We start from the raw sequence: 19,536 nt of genomic DNA on the forward strand, positions 1-19,536 counted from the left end.
TTTGAGAAAAAAGGTAAAATGTCAGCCCTGCGGCAAAATCGTGGCAGGCTGCAAGCACTGCCGCAATTTTAATCAGCAACTGGTCATGTTCGAATCCCTAAAGGCTGCACTGGCTTTTGGGAAAGCTCATGCGCAATAGAATTTCTAGAGCAACCTTAAACAACGCGCATCCCCAGGACGTGCAAAAACGCCAAAATCCTTGGAACTACGCCGGTATCCTGACGACCACCTCGGCCTTGTCGCCGGCTTTCGGTTCGAAAGACGAAGCCTTCGTCTTTTTACCATCTACCTCTAACGAGATGGCTTTGACCTTGGCGTCGCGGACAACGCGAACCCTGAGTTCGGCCCCCAGCACCTTCAGCGTTGCTGTATAACCATTCCAATGGCTGGGGAGTTTCGGCCTGAACCGAATGCGCTCGCCCCTGCGCTCAATGCCGAGGATGCCCTCGACCGCCGCGCGATAAAGCCAGCCGGCCGAGCCGGTGTACCAGGTCCAGCCACCGCGGCCGCCCTTGCCTTGCCCGGCGTAGACGTCGGCCGCGACGACATAAGGCTCGACGCGGTAGTGCTCGGCAGCGGCCTCGTCGAGCGCGTGGTTGACCGGGTTGAGCATCGAGAGACAGCGGTAGGCGTCGTCGGTGCGCCCCATTTCGGCGAGCGCAATGACGAACCATGTCGCCGCGTGGGTGTACTGGCCGCCGTTTTCACGGACACCCGGCGGGTAGCTCTTGATGTAGCCTGGATTCTGTTCCGTCCTGGAGAAGGGCGGGGTGAAAAGCTTGACGATCTTGAGCTCGTCGTCGACGAGCATTTTCATCGCCTGCTGCATCGCCGTCGTCGACCGCGCCGGATCGCCCTCGCCCGACAGCACGCTCCACGACTGGGCAATCGAGTCGATCTTGCACTCCTGCGAACCGCGCGACCCCAGTGGCGTGCCGTCGTCGAAGCTGCCGCGACGGTACCATTCACCATCCCAGGCCGTGCTTTCCAGCGCCCGCTTCAGCACGTCAGCGTGTTTCGTCCAGGCTTGCGCGCGCTTGGGATCGCCTTCCGCCTTGGCGACAGGTGCAAAGTCGCCCAGCGTTTTCAGCAGGAACCAGCCCAGCCAGACGCTCTCGCCCTTACCGTGCTCGCCGACACGGTTCATGCCGTCGTTCCAGTCGCCACCGAGGATCAGCGGCAGTCCGGCGGGGCTGCTGCGCTTGATCGCAAGGTCAAGTGCGCGTGCGCAATGATCATAGAGTGAAGCGGTCTTCTTCGAGATCTCCGGGGTGAAGAAGGCGTCGTGCTCGCCTTCTTCCAGAGGCGGCCCGTCGATGAAGGGCAGTTGTTCCCTCAGGATCGCGGTATCGCCGGTCACCTGCAAGTAGTGTGACGTGGCGTGGGCGAGCCAGACAACGTCGTCGGAAATCATGGTGCGGACGCCTGCCTCGGTGCGCGGCAGCCACCAGTGCTGCACGTCACCTTCGGGGAATTGCCGCCGCGCCGCGTTGAGGATCTGGTCGCGCGCCAATTTCTGATCATGGACAAGCAGAGCCAGCGTGTCCTGCAACTGATCGCGGAAGCCAAAAGCGCCGCTCGCCTGGTAAAACGCGGAGCGGGCGCGGATGCGGCAGGCAAGGCTCTGATAGGGCAGCCAGTGGTTGACCATGGCGTTGAGCGCCTTGTCCGGCGTCTCGACCTGGATGGTGTCGAGAAACCCCCGCCAGGTGCGTTCGTTGTCAGCCAGCCGCTGATCGAAATCCTTGCTGCTATGATGCTGTACCAGCGCGCTGGCTTCCTCGGCAGAGGCTGCATCGCCGAGCAGCCAGAGCAGCGTCACGTCGCCGCCGGCAGGGATGTCGATGTCGCGTGCAATTGCAGCACAAGGATCATCGCCGGCCTCGACGCGGCCCGACAGGCTGGCGCCGCTGAGCACGGCATGCGGAAGTTCGCTGGTGCCGTGCCGGCCGATGAACTCGCCGCGGTCGGCCGTTACAGAATGTGCCGCGCTGTCGGTGGCCAGGAAGGCGACCCGGTCGCTGAAGTCGAGCCCGTACGGATTTTGCGCCAGCAACGCGCCCGTCACAGCATCCCTGGACGGAACGATGGTCGCCGCCGTGCGCGAACGATGGCTGCCAAGAACCCATTCCGCATAGGCATAAACCCGCAGGCGCGCCGGCACCGAACCCGAATTCTGGATGCGCAATCGGGAGATTTTCACCGGATCGACAGGATCCACCACATGGGTCAAGTCCATCGACAGCGGTCCGCGCTTCGAACGGAAGGTCGAAAAACCCTGTCCGTGCCATGTTTCGTAGGTCATGGCGGGATCGCGCACGACTGCGGCCGCCGGCGAGAACGCCCGGCCGTTGGCGTGATCGTAGATATAGATGCCCTCGCCGGGCCGGTTGGTGACCGGGTCGTTCGCCCACGGCGTCAATTGATAGTCGCGGCTGTTTCGGCTCCAGGTGAAGGCAGCGCCTTCAGCCGAAACATGGAAACCGAACGAGGCGTTGGAGACGACGTTGATCCAGGGCTGCGGCGTCGTACGCCGGCCAGCAAGGCGCACGACATAGTGGCGTCCGTCGCCCTCGAAGCCGCCAAAACCGTTCCACTGATTGAGCCCGCTGCCGTCGGCACTGCCTTCGATCGAGGCCTGGGCAGCCCATGCCTGCGGCGCCGGCGGAGACGGTTCGCGAAGCGCTGCTGCACCTGCCGGCTGCAAAGCGTCCCGTGCTTGCAGCGCAGCGGCCTCGGCGCGCTCGATCTGATCGAAGATGGTGCCGTTTCGCGTGTGCAGGGCGACGCGGGCGACGGCGAGCAGCGTCTTGTAGGTCGTTTCGTCCATGAGATCGCGGCGCACGGCGAAGATGTGCTGGCGGGGTCCGAGCTCCTTGCCGCGCAGACGGCTGTTTTCGCACAGCGTCTCGACTGCCCGTTGCAGATCCTGCACGTAGGATGAAGCCTGCTCGTTGACCACGACAAAGTCGATCATCATGCCGCGGGCGCGCATATATTCCTGGAAGCGGAGCGCCTGGGCAACGATTTCGAGATCGGCGACATCGCCGATCCTGACCAGGAAAATCGGAAAGTCGCCGGATATGCTGGTCGGCCACAGACTGGACTGCTTACCGAGCCCGGAGGCGATCGATTCGGCCGGAAGGCGCAGGAACGGATCAGGATAGATCAGATAACGCGCCAGATTCTGCACATTGGCGGCATCGGCAAGGCTGAGGCCGAGATGACGGGTCTGCACCTGCGAGCGGGTCCAGGCGAGCATCGCCTGACGGGCGAAGGCTTCCGGATGATCGAGCCGCGCAATGGCATCTTCGAGTTCGGCACGGTTGGCGCCGACGGCAGTCCAGAAGGTCAGCGATATCTTCTTGTTGGCCGGCACGCGCATCTGTCGGCGAAGTGCTGCGACCGGATCCAGCGTGAAGCCGGAATGGCCGCCAAGCTTGGCGCCGGGATCGAAGGCGGCGGCCTCGGTTATGGTGCGGCCGCGGCCGATGAAGGCGCGCCGGTCGGTTTCGGCCTCGGCGTCGCGCGTCGACCCAGACGGGTCGGTGACGAAGTGGACCATGGTGACATCAGGCTCGTCCGTTTCCCGCTTGCGTCTTGTGGCGAAGATCGCCCCGTTATTCGCAGCGATTTCGGTTTCCACGAACATTTTCGAGAAGGCCGGATGCGCGTTGTCGGATGCGTCGTAGCCCAGCACCAGTTCGGCAAAGGAGGTCACTTCGATATGCCGATCGACCGGGCCGTCATTGTAGAGCGTCACCCGCCGGCCTTCGCCGTTTCCTTCCGAGATGACGATGCATTCGACCTCCGAACGCAGTGATCCCACCGACTTGATGAAGCTCGCCTTGTCGTCGGAGAACAGCGTCTGCACTTCTTCGTCGGTGGCACGCTTCGGCTCGGCGGTGGCCGACCACCAGTCGCCGGTGCCGGCGTCGCGCAGGAAGATATAGGAGCCAAGCCGATCCTCGGTTGGATCCGGCTGCCAGCGCGTGACGGCAAGCTCGCCCCAGCGGCTATAGCCGGAGCCGGTCGCGGTGACCATGACCGAGTAGCGGCCATTGGACATGACGCTGGTCGAACGCAGCGCCTTGAGCGGGTTGAGCACGATGCGCGTATCGGGGCTCTCGACTTCCGTTTCGTCCTTCGACCGTTCGTCGGCCTCGGTCCTGACGGTGGCGGTCGGGATGTCGCGCGGCGCTCTTTCCTGCAGCAGCAACTCGGCCGACTCGATCACCGGATCGCTGTGGAAGCGGTCGCGCAGGCGTCCTTCGAAGATGGCGTCGGCAACGGCGGCGATCGACATCCCGGAATGGTGGGCCATGTAGTTCAGCACGACGACATGGTCGGTGCCCTCCGGCACGCGCTGCGGGGTGAAATCGACCGCATCGTAGAAGCCGTGCCGCCCAAGGGCGCCAAGCCGCCTCAGTCTGGCAAGGTTCTGCACCGATTCACGCGGGGTGAACTGCGCCGCCAGCACGGTCGCATAAGGCGCAATCACCGTGTTCTGGCCAAGACCTCGCTTCAGGCCCAGCCCGGGCACGCCGAAATTGGTGTATTGGTAGGTCAGTTCGCGGTCGCGGGCATTGTAGGCCGCTTCCGAGATCCCCCAGGGCACGTTCTTCGAGCGGCCGTACTGGATCTGACGTTTGATGATGAGCTTGCTGGTCTGGTTGAGGATGCTGCCTTGCGCCTCCTTCATCACCAGCGGCGGCATAAGATACTCGAACATCGAGCCGGACCAGGACATCAGTGCGCCCTTGAACCCGATCTCGACGATCGGCCGGCCGAGGTGGAACCAGTGCTCCGTCGGCAGATCGCCCTTGGCGATGGCGAACAGGCTGGTCAGCCGCGCCTCGGAAGCCAGGAGGTCGTAGCAGCTTTCGTCGAGCTGATGCTCCTCGACCCGGTAGCCGATCGACAGGAGCTTGCGTTCCTTCCGCATGAGGAAGGAGAAATCCATCTCGAAGGCGAAGCGACGCGTGCGCTCGCGCAGCGAAAGAAGCTTGGCCCGCAAGGCTTCGACGGCATTGTCGTCGCTATGCGCGTCATGGACATGCGCTTCGCAGGTTGCTTCCAGTCTCGCCGCCCAGTCGGCGATGGTATCGCTCTGTGTCGATGCGGCCTCGGTATGGATGGCGATGGCGAGCTTGCGAATCTCGCCGGCCAGAACGGCCAGGTTGATGGTGCGGATCGATGCCATCTCGGGCTGTGCTTTGATCGATTCGACCGCGCGCCGCATGCCGTCGAGGCGATCGGCGAGCCGCTGGCGCAACGGCCGCAACTGGCGACGGTCGTCAGGCAACTCCGCCAGGCTTTCGTCGAGGATCGTCACCGTATCGAGAATACCCTCGAAGTCGCCCTGAAGGTGAACTGCAGGCGCCTCCGCCCATTCGGCGCAGGCGGCCGCTACCGCCACCAGATGGCCGGCAAGATTGCCGCTATCGACGGCGGAAATATAGAGCGGATAGAGCGGTTTCAGCGTCGTCGTGTCATACCAGTTGAAGAGATGGCCGCGCTCACGCGGCATGCTCTCGATGGTCGACATCGTCGCGTCGATGCGCGTGGTCGCGTCGGACAGACTGATCCAGCCGAAGTCGCGCGCTGAAATCACCGACAGGAGATAGACGCCGATATTGGTCGGCGAGGTGCGGGGCGCCACGACAGGCGCCGGACTTTCCTGGAAATTGTCGGGCGGCAGGTTGTGATGCTCTGCCGTCACGAAGGTCTCGAAATAATGCCATGTGCGCCGCGCAACGGTGCGCAGCGCATGGATGTCAGCCGCCGATATGCGCAAACGGTCCTCGGTTTCGGCCGAGCGGCTGATCCAGAAAGCGAACGCCGGCGAGCCGATCCAGAACAGCGCGAAGAAGAAGGCGACGAAAGCTCCGGTGGAATCGGCCAGAACCGGGATGGCGAGGCCGACGACCCCGACAATCACCGCGCCGTACATCATGCCGTAATAGGAGCCGAGATCGTTGTCGCCATTCTTGTGCGCCTGCGAGGCAGTGCGCCATTCGAGCAGATTCTGCCGACTGACGAACAGACGGTAGAGTGTGCGAATGATGGCGTCGCCCATCATCCAGGCCAGATGCGCCATCAGCACGATCTTCAGCGCCACCAGGGCGGTGCCGAAGACAACGTCGCGCGCCAGCGCCGAGAAATGGCCGCGCGGCGTCTGGTCGCCGCTTTTCGGCAGGATGGCGTGGACGATATCGAATGTCGGCGCCATGAAAAGCGTGAGGATCAGCAGCGCCTGCCATTGCGCGGCCTGCGTGAAAGGCAGCAACATCCAGCCGGCGATCGCCGCCATCACCCAGAAGATCGGCGTCAGCGAGCGGCGCAGATTGTCGACCATCTTCCAGCGCGACAGCGCCGGTACGCCGGAGCGCGGATCGAGAATGAAGCCCAGAAGCTGCCAGTCGCCGCGTGCCCAGCGATGGTGGCGCGACGCGTCGACCGAATAGCGGGTCGGATAGTCCTCGACCAGTTCGACGTCCGTGACCAGCGCCGCGCGTGCCAGGGCGCCTTCGAGCAGATCGTGGCTGAGGATGGTGTTTTCGTCGATGCGGCCCTTCAGCGCCGCTTCGAAGGCGTCGACATGATAGAGGCCCTTGCCGGTGAAGGAGCCGTCTCCGAAGACGTCCTGGTAGATATCCGAGACGGCAAATACGTAGGGATCAAGGCCTCGATTGGCGGAAAACACCCGCTGGAAGAAGGATGCATCGTCGCCGCTGGTCAGGGAAGCGGTGATGCGCGGCTGCAGGATGGTGTAGCCGGCGGTGACAAAGCGCTTTGCCGCATCATAATGCGGGCGGTTGAGCGGATGGCAAAGCTTGCCAACCAAACTGGCGACGGCATCGCGGGTGGTGCGCGTGTCGGCGTCGAGCGTCATCACATGGATAACGTTTTCAGGCAACGGCACATCCAGCGGCAGGAAGGTGGTGTCGCTGTCACCGCGCAACAGAAGATTCAGTTCGTGCAGCTTGCCGCGCTTGCGTTCCCAGCCCATCCAGGCGCCCTGGGATTCATTGTAGAGCCGCCGGCGATGCAGGACGTAGAAGCGCGGCGCCCCTTCGCTGGGATAGCGGGCGTTCAGCCGTGCGATCTCGTCGCGAGCATATTGGAGGATCTCAATATCCGCCGCATCGATTTCGGTTTTGCTGTCCGGCCAATCCGAAAGCAGAGCGAAATGGATTTCGTCCGCCGTGTTGGCCAGGTGATGCACTTCGATATTGCGGATGTTCTCCTCGACGTCGTCGCGCGAGCCGATCAGCGACGGCACCACTACCAGCGTTCGGGCCTCGGGCGGCATGCCGCGTCTGTAGTCGTAGCCGACGAGGCGCGTGGGCTTCAGGAACAACGATACGACAGTGTTGAAGAAGGCAAGCGCGCCTTCGCTGGCCGGCACGGCAAACAGCGCCAGCATCAAGGCGATCGACCATTTGGACAGGCCGAGATTGGCAAGGGCGTTGCCGGAGAGGACCAGAAGCAGGACCGTCAGCGCGAACACCGGCAAGACAATGCCCAGCCATCCGATCTTGCGGAACGCCCGTTTGATCGTGACGCTGACGGTCGGCCGATAGCCGATCGCCTTTTCCAGTTCCAGCCGGCGCGGCCCGACCAGAAAGAACCCGACGTCGGTGTGAGCGGTCGGACCGGTGCCGGTGGTATCGGCGACAGCGGCATGGCCGGCGAGTTCGATCGCCTTTTCGGCAACGCGGAATTCGGAACGATCGGAGCGGCGCGCCATTTCTTCGATCGCGGTCCGGTACTGGTCGCGCGAGAAGAAATCGAGCGCGGCGAAATCGGTGCGCTCGCGCAGCAAGCTATCAATGCGGCTGACACCTTCGAACCAAACCGTCCAGTCGATATCGTTGATAAGCCTGAGGCCGCGGATGATGTTGCCGGTGGTTACATTGCCGCCGGACAGCGTGCGATGCTCGCTGATTATGATTTCCTCGGCATCGGAGCCGGACTTTTCGAGTTCGCCCTCCAGCCATTCCAGCGCCCTGCCGGCATTTTGCGACCCGTCGCGCAGGCGGTAGAGCAATTGGGTGGCAAAGGTGGTGTCTTGTGCATGGGCGACGTAGTTCGACAGGATCGCCTGACGGTCGGCGCTGTCGTCGACCGCCAGCACGCGGTCGGCAACCTCGTTGGCAATCTGGCGCATCTGCCGGGTACGATTGACCCGGACCGCGATCCGGCGAAGATTTTCGATCAGAACGAAGCGCAGCAGCGACGGCAGCGCCCAGAGTTCGCCGATCTTCAGTGGCTCGACGGCCTGAAAGCCTTCGACGATCGCCTTGAACATGGCGGCCGAGACGGAACTGTCCGAATGCGCGACATAGGTCCAGGCCAGCGCAAGCGCGCGCGGCACGCTGGCGCCGTCGCGCAGCTTCAGGGTCGGCAACTCCCGATAGAAGCGGTGCGGCAGGTCGCGCTTGACCTGGAAGATGGTTTCCTCGACCAGATAGTTGTTGTCGAGCAGCCATTGCGCCGCCGGCGTAATCGTCTCGCCTCTAGCCTGCGCGGCATTGGTCGAGCGGTAGACTTCGAGGACCTTCCTGGCACTGTCGCGGATGCGTGGCTGGAAATCGAACGGCCCCAGGCCGAACAGATCCTTGACGTCGCCCTTGGCGAGGCTTGTACCCAGCGTGCGCAGGCGCTCTTCGGGCAGGAAATTGGAGCGTATCGGCTCTTCCGTGATGGCCGGGAAGCTCGCGCTCGACTTTTCCATTTGGGTGGGGTCTGTTTGGATATTCATTGAAAATTCCGTATGGGGGACGCGTTAGCGGCGTCACCGCCACGGCAATGTCCCTAAAACCGAATGAAATGCAATTGGTTGCATCGAAACAAGGGCCGAAAGTTTGTTTTCGCACCACAACTTACAGACGAACCACCTCTCCCTCCCGCCGGGACTTGATCGACGGAAGGATTCGGGCTTTTTCGTGATCTGGGCTTGAGCTTACGGCATATTTCGCCGGTGCTGTGATCATGTTTCGAAACAGGCGTTAATCGTTGGCAGCAACGCGATCGATGCGGATCACGAACAGCGTCGCCGGTCGCGCAGGCTCCAGGCACCACTTCAAGGCGTCCGGCCCGAGCAACAGCGTATCGCGCGGTCCGATGCGGACAGGCGCCGCGCCGGCCACCGTGATCTCGCCGTCAAAACACAGGATGAGAGTCACATCGGCCACCGAGTGGATATCCGTCGAGGTCGAAATCATCACGCGTTCGACGGCATGGGTTATCCGTCCGCGCCGCGTCATAACATTGAGATCGATAATCGGACCGGCGATCAGCGCCGCCTGCGTCGGCACATCGGCCGGAAAGGAAAGCGGGGCGGAAGCTTTGGTCACCGTAGCGGCCGGGCGGCCGGCGATGTCAAGGACAATCCCCTCGCCTTCCAGCACGGCCAAGGTTCGATCCACTTCGGTAAACCCGGAGAATGGCCCACCGCTTTCGACGCGCGCCATGGAGATGCGCCAGTCGAAATCGTCCAGCGCAGCACCTGCGGGCGAGACTGCGATTTCCGTCGTCACCCCGCCGCCGTTCTTCCACGGCATAGACCGGTATTCGGCTGCCCGGAGAATGCGCAAGGCGCGGTTCAGCCGAGGATGCCTGGCAGGTTGAGCTGGTGCTCCCTGGCGCAATCGATGGCGAGATCATAGCCGGCATCGGCGTGGCGCATGACGCCGGTTGCGGGGTCGTTCCACAGCACCCGCTCCAGGCGTTTGGCCGCTTCGCGCGTGCCATCGGCGACGATAACCATGCCGGCATGCTGCGAAAAACCCATGCCGACGCCACCGCCATGGTGCAGCGACACCCAGGTTGCGCCGGAGGCGGTGTTGAGCAGCGCATTGAGCAGCGGCCAGTCGGACACGGCGTCCGAGCCATCCTTCATCGATTCCGTCTCGCGGTTCGGCGATGCAACCGAGCCGGAATCGAGATGATCGCGGCCGATGACCACCGGCGCCTTGAGCTCGCCCTTCGCCACCATTTCGTTGAAGGCGAGGCCGAGCCGGTGGCGATCGCCGAGACCGACCCAGCAGATGCGCGCCGGCAGGCCCTGGAAGGCGATACGCTCGCGCGCCATGTCGAGCCAGTTGTGCAGGTGGGTGTTGCCGGGCGTCAATTCGCGCACCTTGGCATCGGTCTTGTAGATGTCCTCGGGCTCGCCGGAGAGGGCTGCCCAGCGAAACGGGCCGATGCCGCGACAAAACAGCGGTCGGATATAGGCCGGCACGAAACCCGGGAAGGCAAAGGCGTTCTCGAATCCTTCCTCCTTCGCCACCTGACGGATGTTGTTGCCGTAATCAAGCGTCGGCACGCCGGCGTTCCAGAACGCCACCATCGCCTCGACATGTTCGCGCATCGACGCGCGCGCCGCCTTCTCGACCGCCTTCGGGTCGCTGATGCGCTTCTCGCGCCATACGGCGAGCGACCAGCCCTTGGGCAGATAGCCGTTGAGCGGATCATGCGCCGACGTCTGGTCGGTGACCATATCGGGGCGCACGCCACGCCGCACCAGTTCCGGCACGATGTCGGCGGTGTTGCCGACCAGGCCGACCGATTTCGCCTCGCCGGCCCTGGTCCAGCGCTCGATCTTTTCCAGCGCCTCGTCGAGCGTGTCGGCGCGCTCGTCGACATAGCGGGTGCGCAGTCTGAAATCGATACGGTCGGGATCGCATTCGATCGCCAGGCAGCAGGCGCCGGCCATGACCGCAGCCAGCGGCTGGGCGCCGCCCATGCCGCCGAGGCCGCCAGTCAGGATCCATTTGCCCCTGAGGTTGCCGCCGTAATGCTGGCGGCCGGCCTCGACGAAGGTCTCATAGGTGCCCTGCACGATGCCTTGCGTGCCGATGTAGATCCATGAGCCGGCCGTCATCTGGCCGTACATCATCAGGCCTTTCTTATCGAGCTCGTTGAATTTCTCCCATGTCGCCCAGTGCGGCACGAGGTTGGAATTGGCGATCAGCACGCGCGGCGCATCGGTGTGAGTCCGGAACACGCCGACCGGCTTGCCGGACTGCACCAGAAGCGTCTCGTCATCTCCAAGCGTCTTCAGCGAGGCGACGATGCCATCAAAGTCGTTCCAGGTACGCGCCGCCCGGCCGATGCCGCCATAGACGACCAGTTCGTTGGGGTTTTCGGCGACGTCGGGATCGAGATTGTTCATCAGCATGCGCAACGGCGCTTCCGTCAGCCATGAGCGGGCATTGAGCTCGCTGCCGCGTGGGCTGCGGACTTCGCGGATGTTATGACGAGGATCGGTCATGGCGTCACTTTCCTTTCGAATGAGCTGCGCGGCGGAGCGTCAGCGCCCGGCCCAGGCAATCGCGCTTTCCAGGATCCGCTTCAGCGTGGCGCGGATCGGCGCGGCGAATGCGGGGTCGTAAGGCACCGGCCAATTGGCGGGCGTCCCCTTGCCCTCTGGCTCGCGCATATAGCCGCGGTTGGAGAGTTCCATTTGCAGCGCGTGGACGTTGTTCTGCGGCTGGCCGAAATGGCGGGTGATCCAGCCGCCCTTGAAGCGGCCATTTACAACGTATGTCTCGCCGGTTCCGGCGAGGATCTCTTCGACTATCGCCTGCAAGGCCGGATCGGCGCTTTTGCCGGCATTGGTGCCCAAATTGAACAGCGGCAGCGTTCCCTCGAACAGCCGCGGCAGCACCGAGCGGATCGAGTGGCAGTCATAGACCACGGCCCTGCCATGAGCGCCCTTTATCCGCGCAACTTCTCCAGCAATTGCGCTGTGATACGGATGAAAAAAGCGACGGCTCCGATGCTCTATCTCTTCAGCGTCTGGTTCCAAACCGGGGCGATAGAGCGGATCGCCGTCAAACGTCTCCGTTGGGCAAAGACCGGTAGTGGTTTGGCCGGGATACAGAGAAACACCTGACGGATCGCGATTGACGTCGATGACGCTGCGCGAGATTGACGTCCGAACAACGCTGGCGCCAAGATCGGCCGCAAAGTCATAGAGTTGTTCGATCCACCAGTCCGTGTCGCGACGTGCAAGCCACGGCGAAACGAACCGATCTTCCAAACCAGCCAGATCGGTGCCGGTATGCGGCAAGCTGACAAGCAGCGGCTTGGTTCCCTCATGGACGGTAAGCCAGTCGCGCTCGTTCATCATGCGGCTCCAGAAATCGCCGGCAGCGCCACCGCGCTCGCCGCCCTCACCGCCGCGCCGCTGCGCACCATAGCGATGGCTTTTTCCATGTCGGGATGGAAATGCCGGTCATTGTCGAGATGCGGCACCTCGGCCCTGACCAGCCTGCGCACCGCTTCGAGCGGCGCGCTCGATGCCAGCGGCGCATGGAAATCGCAGCCTTGCGCAGCGGCCAGCAATTCGATGCCGATGACGGCCGTCGCATTCTCGACCATGCCGATCAACCGGCGCGTGCCATGCGCTGCCATCGAGACGTGGTCTTCCTGATTAGCCGAGGTCGGGATCGAATCAACGCTGGCCGGATAAGCCTTCTGCTTGTTTTCCGAGACGAGTGCTGCCGCCGTCACCTGCGGGATCATAAAGCCGGAATTCAAGCCGGGCTTCGGTGTCAGGAAAGCCGGCATGCCCGACAGCGCCGGGTCGACCAGCATGGCAATGCGCCGCTCCGACAGCGAGCCGATCTCGCAGACGGCGAGCGCGATCATGTCAGCAGCGAAAGCCACAGGCTCGGCGTGGAAATTGCCGCCGGAAAGCGCAGTGTCGTCCTCGGCGAAGATCAGCGGATTGTCGGTGACGCCGTTGGCCTCGGTGCCCAGCGTGTCGGCGGCCTGGCGCAGCACGCTGAGCGCCGCGCCCATCACCTGCGGCTGGCAGCGGAGGCAGTACGGATCCTGCACCCGCTCGTCGCCGAGGCGGTGCGATTCACGGATGGCACTGCCGGCCATCAGGTTGCGCAGCGCCTCTGCCGTCTCGATCTGGCCGGGATGCTTCCTGAGCAGATGGATGCGCGGATCGAAGGGGGCGTCGGAGCCCTTGGCGGCATCGGTCGAAAGCGCGCCGGCCACCAGCGCCGACTGATAAAGCACTTCAGCGTCGAACAGGGCGGCCAATGCATAGGCGGTCGAGAACTGCGTTCCGTTGAGCAGCGCCAACCCCTCCTTGGCGCCAAGCGTGACCGGCTCCAGCCCGTGTGAGACAAAAGCGACCTTGGCCGGAAACCGGCCATGCGGGGTAAAGCACTCGCCGACGCCGATCATCACCGCCGTCATGTGCGACAGCGGCGCAAGGTCGCCGGATGCGCCGACCGAGCCTTGCGCCGGCACCACCGGAATGACGTCATTGGCCAGCATTGCTTCGAGCAACTCAATGGTCTGCGGCCGAACGCCGGAGGCGCCCTGCGCCAGGCTGGCAAGCTTCAGTGCTATCATGAGCCGGCAAACAGCGACCGGCATCGGTTCGCCGACGCCGGCGGCATGCGACAGCACGATGTTGCGCTGGAGCGTCTCGAGGTCGGCGGGGGGAATGCGGACGCTGGCCAATTTGCCGAAACCGGTGTTGATGCCATAGACCGGCTCACCCCTGGCGACGATCCGCGCAACCGCCTCGGCGCTCGCCCTAATCTTCGGCCGGCAGGCAGCGTCCAGCTTCGGCACCGCGCCACGATAGATTTCGCGCCAGTCGGCCAGCGTTGTGTTGCCCGGCTGGAGTTTGAGTTCGCTCATCGTCCTCTCCAGATGCGGGCATGCAGCGGGTTGAAGCCCATGCGGTAGACGAGCTCGGCCGGGCGGTCGATATCCCAGATCGCCAGGTCGGCTGATTTTCCAGCCTCCAGCGTACCGGTCTGTTCGAGCAGTCCCAGCGCGCGGGCGGCCTCGCGGGTGACACCGGCAAGGCATTCGTCAACAGTCAGACCGAACAAAGTCGCCGCCATGTTCATGGTCAGCAGCAGCGAGGTCAGCGGCGATGTGCCGGGATTGCAGTCCGTGGCGACCGCCATTTTGACGCCGTGCTGGCGAAACAGACCGATCGGCGGCTTCTTGGTCTCACGGATGAAATAGTAGGCGCCGGGCAGGATCGTCGCCACGGTTCCTGCCCTCGCCATCGCCGCCGCACCCGCCTCGTCAGTGTATTCGAGATGGTCGGCCGACAGGGCGCCATAACGCGCCGCAAGTTCTGCGCCGTGCAGATTGGACAATTGGTCAGCGTGGAGTTTTACCGGCAGATTTAGCGCTTTCGCCGCGTCGAACACGCGAGAAATCTGCTCGGGCGAAAAAGCGATGCCTTCGCAAAAACCGTCGACCGCATCGGCCAGGCCCTCGGCAGCGACGGCCGGCAAAATCTCCTTTGCGACCAGATCGATAAAAGCGTCCTTGTCGCCTTTCGCTTCAGGCGGCAGGGCATGGGCGCCGAGGAAGCTCGTCCTTACTGTTACTGGATGATTTTCGCCCAGGAGCCGCGCGGCGCGCAGCGATTTCCTCTCGTTTTCAAAATCGAGCCCGTAGCCCGACTTGATCTCGATGGTGGTGAGGCCTTCCGCGATCAACGCGTTGAGGCGCGGCACCGACTGCGCAACCAGTTCGTGCTCGCTGGCAGCCCGCAGCGCCTTGACCGACGAGACGATGCCGCCGCCCGCTCGAGTCACCTCCTCATAAGTCGCGCCGGCCAGCCGCATCTCGAATTCGTTAGCGCGGTTGCCTGCATGGACCAGATGAGTGTGGCAGTCGATCAGGCCCGGCGTTATCCAACGCCCTTCGCAATCTATAATCTCGGCTGCTTGGCCCAGCGCTGCCGGCAAGTCGGCTTCCGGGCCGGCATAGACGATCAGGCCATCGCGCGCAGCGATCGCGCCGTCTTCGACGATACCCAGTGCGGCGGCGCTGTCAGCCATGGTTGCCAAACGCGCATTGCGCCAGAGGCGAACCTCCCCTGCCCGACCTTTGCTCTCTCCTGCCATCATCTTTTCCGTTTCAATCTACTGCGATTATGTATATACATATTGAGATGCCCTGCAAGTGGTATCATTGCACGGGACACAGGGAATCGGAGAGAAAAACGTGACGGCGATCTTTGCGGAACAGGTGCTTCTGCCCGACGGCTGGCATTCCAATGCCCGGATCGTCGCCAGTGAAGGCCGCATCGCCACGGTCGAACCTAACACCACCCCCCGGCCCGGCGACGAACGCCATGCCATTCTGCTGCCAGGCATGCCGAACCTGCACAGCCACGCCTTTCAGCGCGGCATGGCCGGCCTCGCCGAGTTGCGCGGCCCTTCTGCCGACAGTTTCTGGAGCTGGCGCGAGGTGATGTACCGCTTCGCGCTGTCGATGACGCCGGACCAGGTCGAGGCGGTCGCCGCCCAGCTCTATGTCGAAATGCTTGAGGCCGGGTTCTCCCGGGTCGGCGAGTTTCACTATCTCCACCACGACCGTGACGGCCAGCCCTATGCCAACGTCGCCGAGATGGCTGAGCGCATCACTGCCGCGGCTGCCGACACCGGCATTGGGCTGACGCTGCTGCCGGTCTTCTATGCGCATGCCTCTTTCGGCGGCGCAGCGCCGAGCGAAGGCCAGCGGCGATTCATCAACGATGTGAATCGGTTCTCGCGGCTTGTTGAGAAATGCCGCGAATCCGTTCGCACCTTGAATCACGCGGTCGTCGGCATCGCCCCGCACAGTCTGCGCGCCGTGACACCGGAGGAGTTGGAAAACATCGCGGCAATGGTACCCGGCGGACCGATCCACATCCATATTGCCGAGCAAGTGAAGGAGGTTGAGGACTGCCTTGCCTGGTCCGGGGCGCGGCCGGTCGAATGGCTGCTCGCCAATGCCAATGTCGATAAGCGCTGGTGCCTGATCCACGCCACCCACATGACCGAGACCGAGACCGCGGCCATGGCGAAAAGCGGGGCCATCGCCGGCCTCTGCCCGATCACCGAGGCCAATCTCGGCGACGGCACCTTTGCAGCACCTTTGTTTAAACAACATGGCGGCCGCTTCGGCGTCGGCTCCGATTCCAACGTGCTGATAGGCCTGCCCGACGAATTGCGGCAGCTCGAATATTCGCAGCGCCTCGCCCACCGTGCCCGCAACGTGCTGGCGGTCGCCGGCGGTTCGACCGGCCGCGCACTATTCGATGCCGCGCTCGACGGCGGCAGCGCCGCGCTTGGCGCAGGCCTCTCGCGGATCGCCGCCGGTGCCCCGGCCGATTTCGTCTCGCTCGATGCCAATCATCCCTCGCTGGCCGGCAAGACGGGCGATGCGGTGCTCGATGCCTGGATCTTCGCCAACGCCACCAATATCGATTGCGTCTGGGTGCATGGCAAGAAACTGGTCAGTGGCGGCAGGCATGCAAGGCGCGATGCCATTGCCGCGCGTTTTCGCAAGGTGATGACGGCGCTTTCGGCATGAGCATGATCGGAACAATCGATGTGGACGTCGGCGAGCCTCTCTCGCTGCATCAGCGCATCCTGTCCGACATCAGCGAGCGGATTCTGTCCGGCGCCTGGGCGCCCGGCCAACGCATTCCGTTCGAGCACGAACTGACGGCCGAGTACAACTGTTCGCGCATGACGGTGAACAAGGCGCTGTCGCAGCTTGCCAAGGCCGGGCTGATCGAGCGCCGCCGCCGCTCCGGCAGCTTTGTCCGGCGGCCGCAGTCGCAAGCCGCGGTACTGGAAATCCACGACATCAGGATCGAGGTCGAAGCGCTCGGCCTGCCCTATCGCTACGAGCGTGTGGCGCGACACAGAAGGCGCAGCAGCGCGGAGGATCGCGCCTTGCTGGAACTCGCTGCTGCCGGACCTGTGCTGGCGCTGGAATGCCGGCATTTCGCCGGCAAGCGGCCGTTCGCCCGCGAACAGCGGCTTATCAACCTGGCCGCCGTGGCCGAGGCCGCCGACGAGGAATTTCATGCCATCGCGCCCGGGCCGTGGCTGATCGCCCGCGTGCCATGGAGCGCCGCCGAGCACCGCATCCGCGCCGTCGCCGCCGACAGACACATTGCGGCGGCACTCGACATCGCGGTCGGCGCACCGTGCCTGGTGGTCGAGCGACGGACATGGAGCGCCGAGCACCCCGTCACCCATGTCCGTTTCACCTATGCGGCCGAGAGCCACACGCTGGTGGCAAGGTTCACGCCTTCGCAGGGGTAACTCTTACCCTCCCCCTTGAGGGGAGAGTCGCGGAGCAAATGCCGCAGGGCGGCACTTTGCGACGCGGGTGGGGTCGGTGCAGCTTCGCCGAACCCCACCCCGTCTCGTTTCCGCTTCGCTTCGACTGTTCGCCGACCTCCCCTCAAGGGGAGGGTAAAGAGCTCTGCCTCAGATCGCGGCCGTGACAATGATCTCGACCAGATATTCCGGTCCGGCAAGCTTGGCCTCGCCGGTGGCGCGCGCCGGGGTATGGCCCTGCGGCACCCACTTGTCCCACTCCGCGTTCATCTCGGCGAACGTGCTCATGTCGGCCAGCCAGATGATCGCCTGCAGGATCTTGGTCTTGTCGGTACCGGCCTTGGCCAGCAATTCGTCGATGGCCCCCAGTATGTCCCTTGTCTGGGCGCCGACGTTTCCGCCCGGCTCGCCGACCTGACCGGCCAGATAGACGGTATTGCCGTGGATGACGATCTGGCTCATGCGCGGGCCAACATCGATGCGACGAATGCTCATGGGACGTTTCCTTCCTTTGTGGGTCGCGCCTCTTTAGAGTCGCGGTCCACCGGGGGCAAGGTTGCATGAGCGAATCCTCTTGAGCCAGCAGGCGTGGGGCGAAAATAGGCACACGCCAAATTGCTCCGGTCGCCGCAATTCCGCCGGATTGACTTGTTGACTAATGTAATAACATCACATATCAACCGCCGCTGCCGTATTAGTCGTGTCCCACGGATCGTCACATGACCAAAACCTGCCTGACCTTCCGCGACCTGACACTGGGCTACAACAGCCATCCGGCAATCCATCATCTCGACGGCACGATCCGCCGGGGATCGTTGACCGCCGTCGTCGGCGCCAATGGCTCGGGCAAGTCGACCTTGATGAAGGGCATCGTCGGTGTATTGAAGCCGATGGCCGGCACGGTTGTCCGCGCGCCCGGCGTGCGCGCCGCTTATCTGCCGCAACAGTCGGAGCTCGACCGCTCCTTTCCGGCCAGGGTCGTCGATCTGGTCTCCCTGGGCCTGTGGCCACGGCGCGGGCTGCTCGGCCGCCATACCAGGGAAGATCGCGATTCGGTCAGCCAGGCGCTGATGGCCGTCGGCCTCGGCGGCTTTGAAAAGCGCCCGATCGACACATTGTCGGGCGGCCAGCTGCAGCGCACGCTGTTTGCCCGCGTGCTGCTGCAGGACGCCGATCTCATCCTGCTCGACGAGCCGTTCAACGCCGTCGACACCAAGACCGTCGGCGATCTGATCACGCTGATCAAGCGCTGGCATGGTGAGGAGCGCACCATCATGGTGGTCGTTCACGACCTGGATCTGGTTCGCCATAATTTCCCCGAGACGCTGCTGCTGGCGCGCCAGCCAATCGCCTGGGGCGAGACCAAGGAAACGCTGCGGCCGGAAAACCTGTTGCGCGCGCGCCGCTTCCATGAAGCCTGGGAGGAGAACGCGCCCTGGTGCGAGCCCGACAACCATGAGCACGGCGATCACCCTCACGATCATGGGCACGACCATCATCACGGTTCCGGGCCGAGGGCGGCATGATGGACGCGCTCTACGGTCTTTTCATCGCTCCGTTTGCCGATTTCGCCTTCATGCAACGGGCGCTCCTCGGCTCACTGATACTGTCGCTCGGCGCCTGCCCCGTCGGCGTCTTCCTGATGCTGCGCCGCATGAGCCTTTCCGGCGACGCCATGGCCCACGCCATCCTGCCAGGTGCCGCCGCCGGTTTCCTGTTCTATGGGCTGGAGATCCTGCCGATGACCATCGGCGGGTTGATTGCCGGCATCATCGTCGCGCTCGGCGCCGGCGCCGTCTCGCGCTTTACCATCCAGCGAGAGGATGCCTCGATGGCGGCCTTCTATCTGATTTCGCTGGCCATCGGTGTGCTGATGGTGTCGATCCGCGGCTCCAGTGTCGATCTCATGCATGTGCTGTTCGGCACCGTGCTGGCGCTCAACAATGAAGCGCTGACGCTGATCGGCGGCATCGTGCTGGTTACTCTGGTCAGCCTCGCCATCTTCTGGCGGGCGCTGGTCGCCGAATGTCTCGACCCGCTGTTCCTGCGTTCGGTCAGCCGGTTAGGCAGCCCGGTGCATTTCATCTTCCTCGGCCTCGTCGTGCTCAACCTGGTCGGCGGCTTTCAGGCGCTCGGCACGCTGCTTTCCGTGGGGCTGATGATGCTGCCTGCGGCCGCCGCCCGCTTCTGGACCATGCGCGTCGAGCCGATGTGCCTGCTGGCGGTGCTGATCGGCTTTGCCTCCTGCGTCGCGGGGCTGCTTCTGTCCTATCACGTGTCGCTGCCTTCCGGCCCGGCCATCATCCTGTCTGCGGGCGTCGTCTATTTTGCCTCGATCCTGTTCGGCACGCGCGGTATCCTGCGCGCCCGCATTATCCATCACCGCCACAGAACCGCCTGATCCCAACAG

At 63.7% G+C, this 19,536-nt stretch carries 11 protein-coding genes; 4 read left to right on the plus strand and 7 right to left on the minus strand.

The features are described from left to right. Positions 1–205: 205 nt before the first annotated feature. The 6 genes from CIT31_RS32000 to hutI form a co-directional block, all read right to left on the minus strand. The gene (locus CIT31_RS32000) at positions 206–8,767 is read right to left on the minus strand and encodes a glycoside hydrolase family 94 protein (RefSeq protein ID WP_095521788.1); all 8,562 of its coding nucleotides are present in this window, start codon (positions 8,765–8,767) and stop codon (positions 206–208) included. A 247-nt stretch (positions 8,768–9,014) separates the two neighbouring features. Next, complete coding sequence (locus CIT31_RS32005) at positions 9,015–9,602, minus strand: HutD/Ves family protein (RefSeq protein ID WP_095521789.1); 588 nt, start codon at positions 9,600–9,602, stop codon at positions 9,015–9,017. A gap of 8 nt (positions 9,603–9,610) precedes the next feature. Next, positions 9,611–11,281, minus strand: a complete 1,671-nt coding sequence (hutU, locus tag CIT31_RS32010; RefSeq protein ID WP_095521790.1) for a urocanate hydratase — start codon at positions 11,279–11,281, stop codon at positions 9,611–9,613. A 39-nt stretch (positions 11,282–11,320) separates the two neighbouring features. After that, complete coding sequence (gene hutG, locus CIT31_RS32015) at positions 11,321–12,139, minus strand: N-formylglutamate deformylase (protein WP_425350689.1); 819 nt, start codon at positions 12,137–12,139, stop codon at positions 11,321–11,323. Then, positions 12,139–13,680, minus strand: a complete 1,542-nt coding sequence (gene hutH, locus CIT31_RS32020) for a histidine ammonia-lyase (protein WP_095521792.1) — start codon at positions 13,678–13,680, stop codon at positions 12,139–12,141. Before hutH ends, hutG begins: the two co-directional genes overlap by 1 nt. Then, on the minus strand, positions 13,677–14,912 hold the full coding sequence (gene hutI, locus CIT31_RS32025) for an imidazolonepropionase (RefSeq protein WP_095521894.1): 1,236 nt from the start codon (positions 14,910–14,912) through the stop codon (positions 13,677–13,679). The genes hutH and hutI overlap by 4 nt, the downstream gene beginning before the upstream one ends. A gap of 100 nt (positions 14,913–15,012) precedes the next feature. Here hutI and CIT31_RS32030 point away from each other — a divergent pair, with 100 nt between their 5' ends. Both CIT31_RS32030 and hutC read left to right on the plus strand, forming a co-directional pair. Beyond that, entirely contained in the window at positions 15,013–16,365 is a 1,353-nt protein-coding gene (locus tag CIT31_RS32030) for a formimidoylglutamate deiminase (RefSeq protein WP_095521793.1), read from the plus strand. Further along, complete coding sequence (gene hutC / locus CIT31_RS32035; RefSeq protein ID WP_095521794.1) at positions 16,362–17,108, plus strand: histidine utilization transcriptional repressor HutC; 747 nt, start codon at positions 16,362–16,364, stop codon at positions 17,106–17,108. The genes CIT31_RS32030 and hutC overlap by 4 nt, the downstream gene beginning before the upstream one ends. Before the next feature lie 168 nt (positions 17,109–17,276). Here the strand turns inward: hutC and CIT31_RS32040 are convergent, their stop codons facing one another. Continuing rightward, positions 17,277–17,621, minus strand: coding sequence for a RidA family protein (locus CIT31_RS32040; protein WP_095521795.1), 345 nt, complete (start codon positions 17,619–17,621; stop codon positions 17,277–17,279). Between the two features lie 224 nt (positions 17,622–17,845). Here CIT31_RS32040 and aztA point away from each other — a divergent pair, with 224 nt between their 5' ends. Both aztA and aztB read left to right on the plus strand, forming a co-directional pair. Further along, positions 17,846–18,652, plus strand: coding sequence for a zinc ABC transporter ATP-binding protein AztA (gene aztA, locus CIT31_RS32045; RefSeq protein WP_095521796.1), 807 nt, complete (start codon positions 17,846–17,848; stop codon positions 18,650–18,652). Further along, entirely contained in the window at positions 18,652–19,527 is an 876-nt protein-coding gene (gene aztB, locus CIT31_RS32050) for a zinc ABC transporter permease AztB (RefSeq protein WP_095521797.1), read from the plus strand. Before aztA ends, aztB begins: the two co-directional genes overlap by 1 nt. The last annotated feature ends 9 nt before the right edge of the window (positions 19,528–19,536 follow it).

Origin of the sequence: Mesorhizobium wenxiniae, from assembly GCF_002284535.1 — a bacterium.
Taxonomy (GTDB): Bacteria; Pseudomonadota; Alphaproteobacteria; order Rhizobiales; family Rhizobiaceae; genus Mesorhizobium; species Mesorhizobium wenxiniae.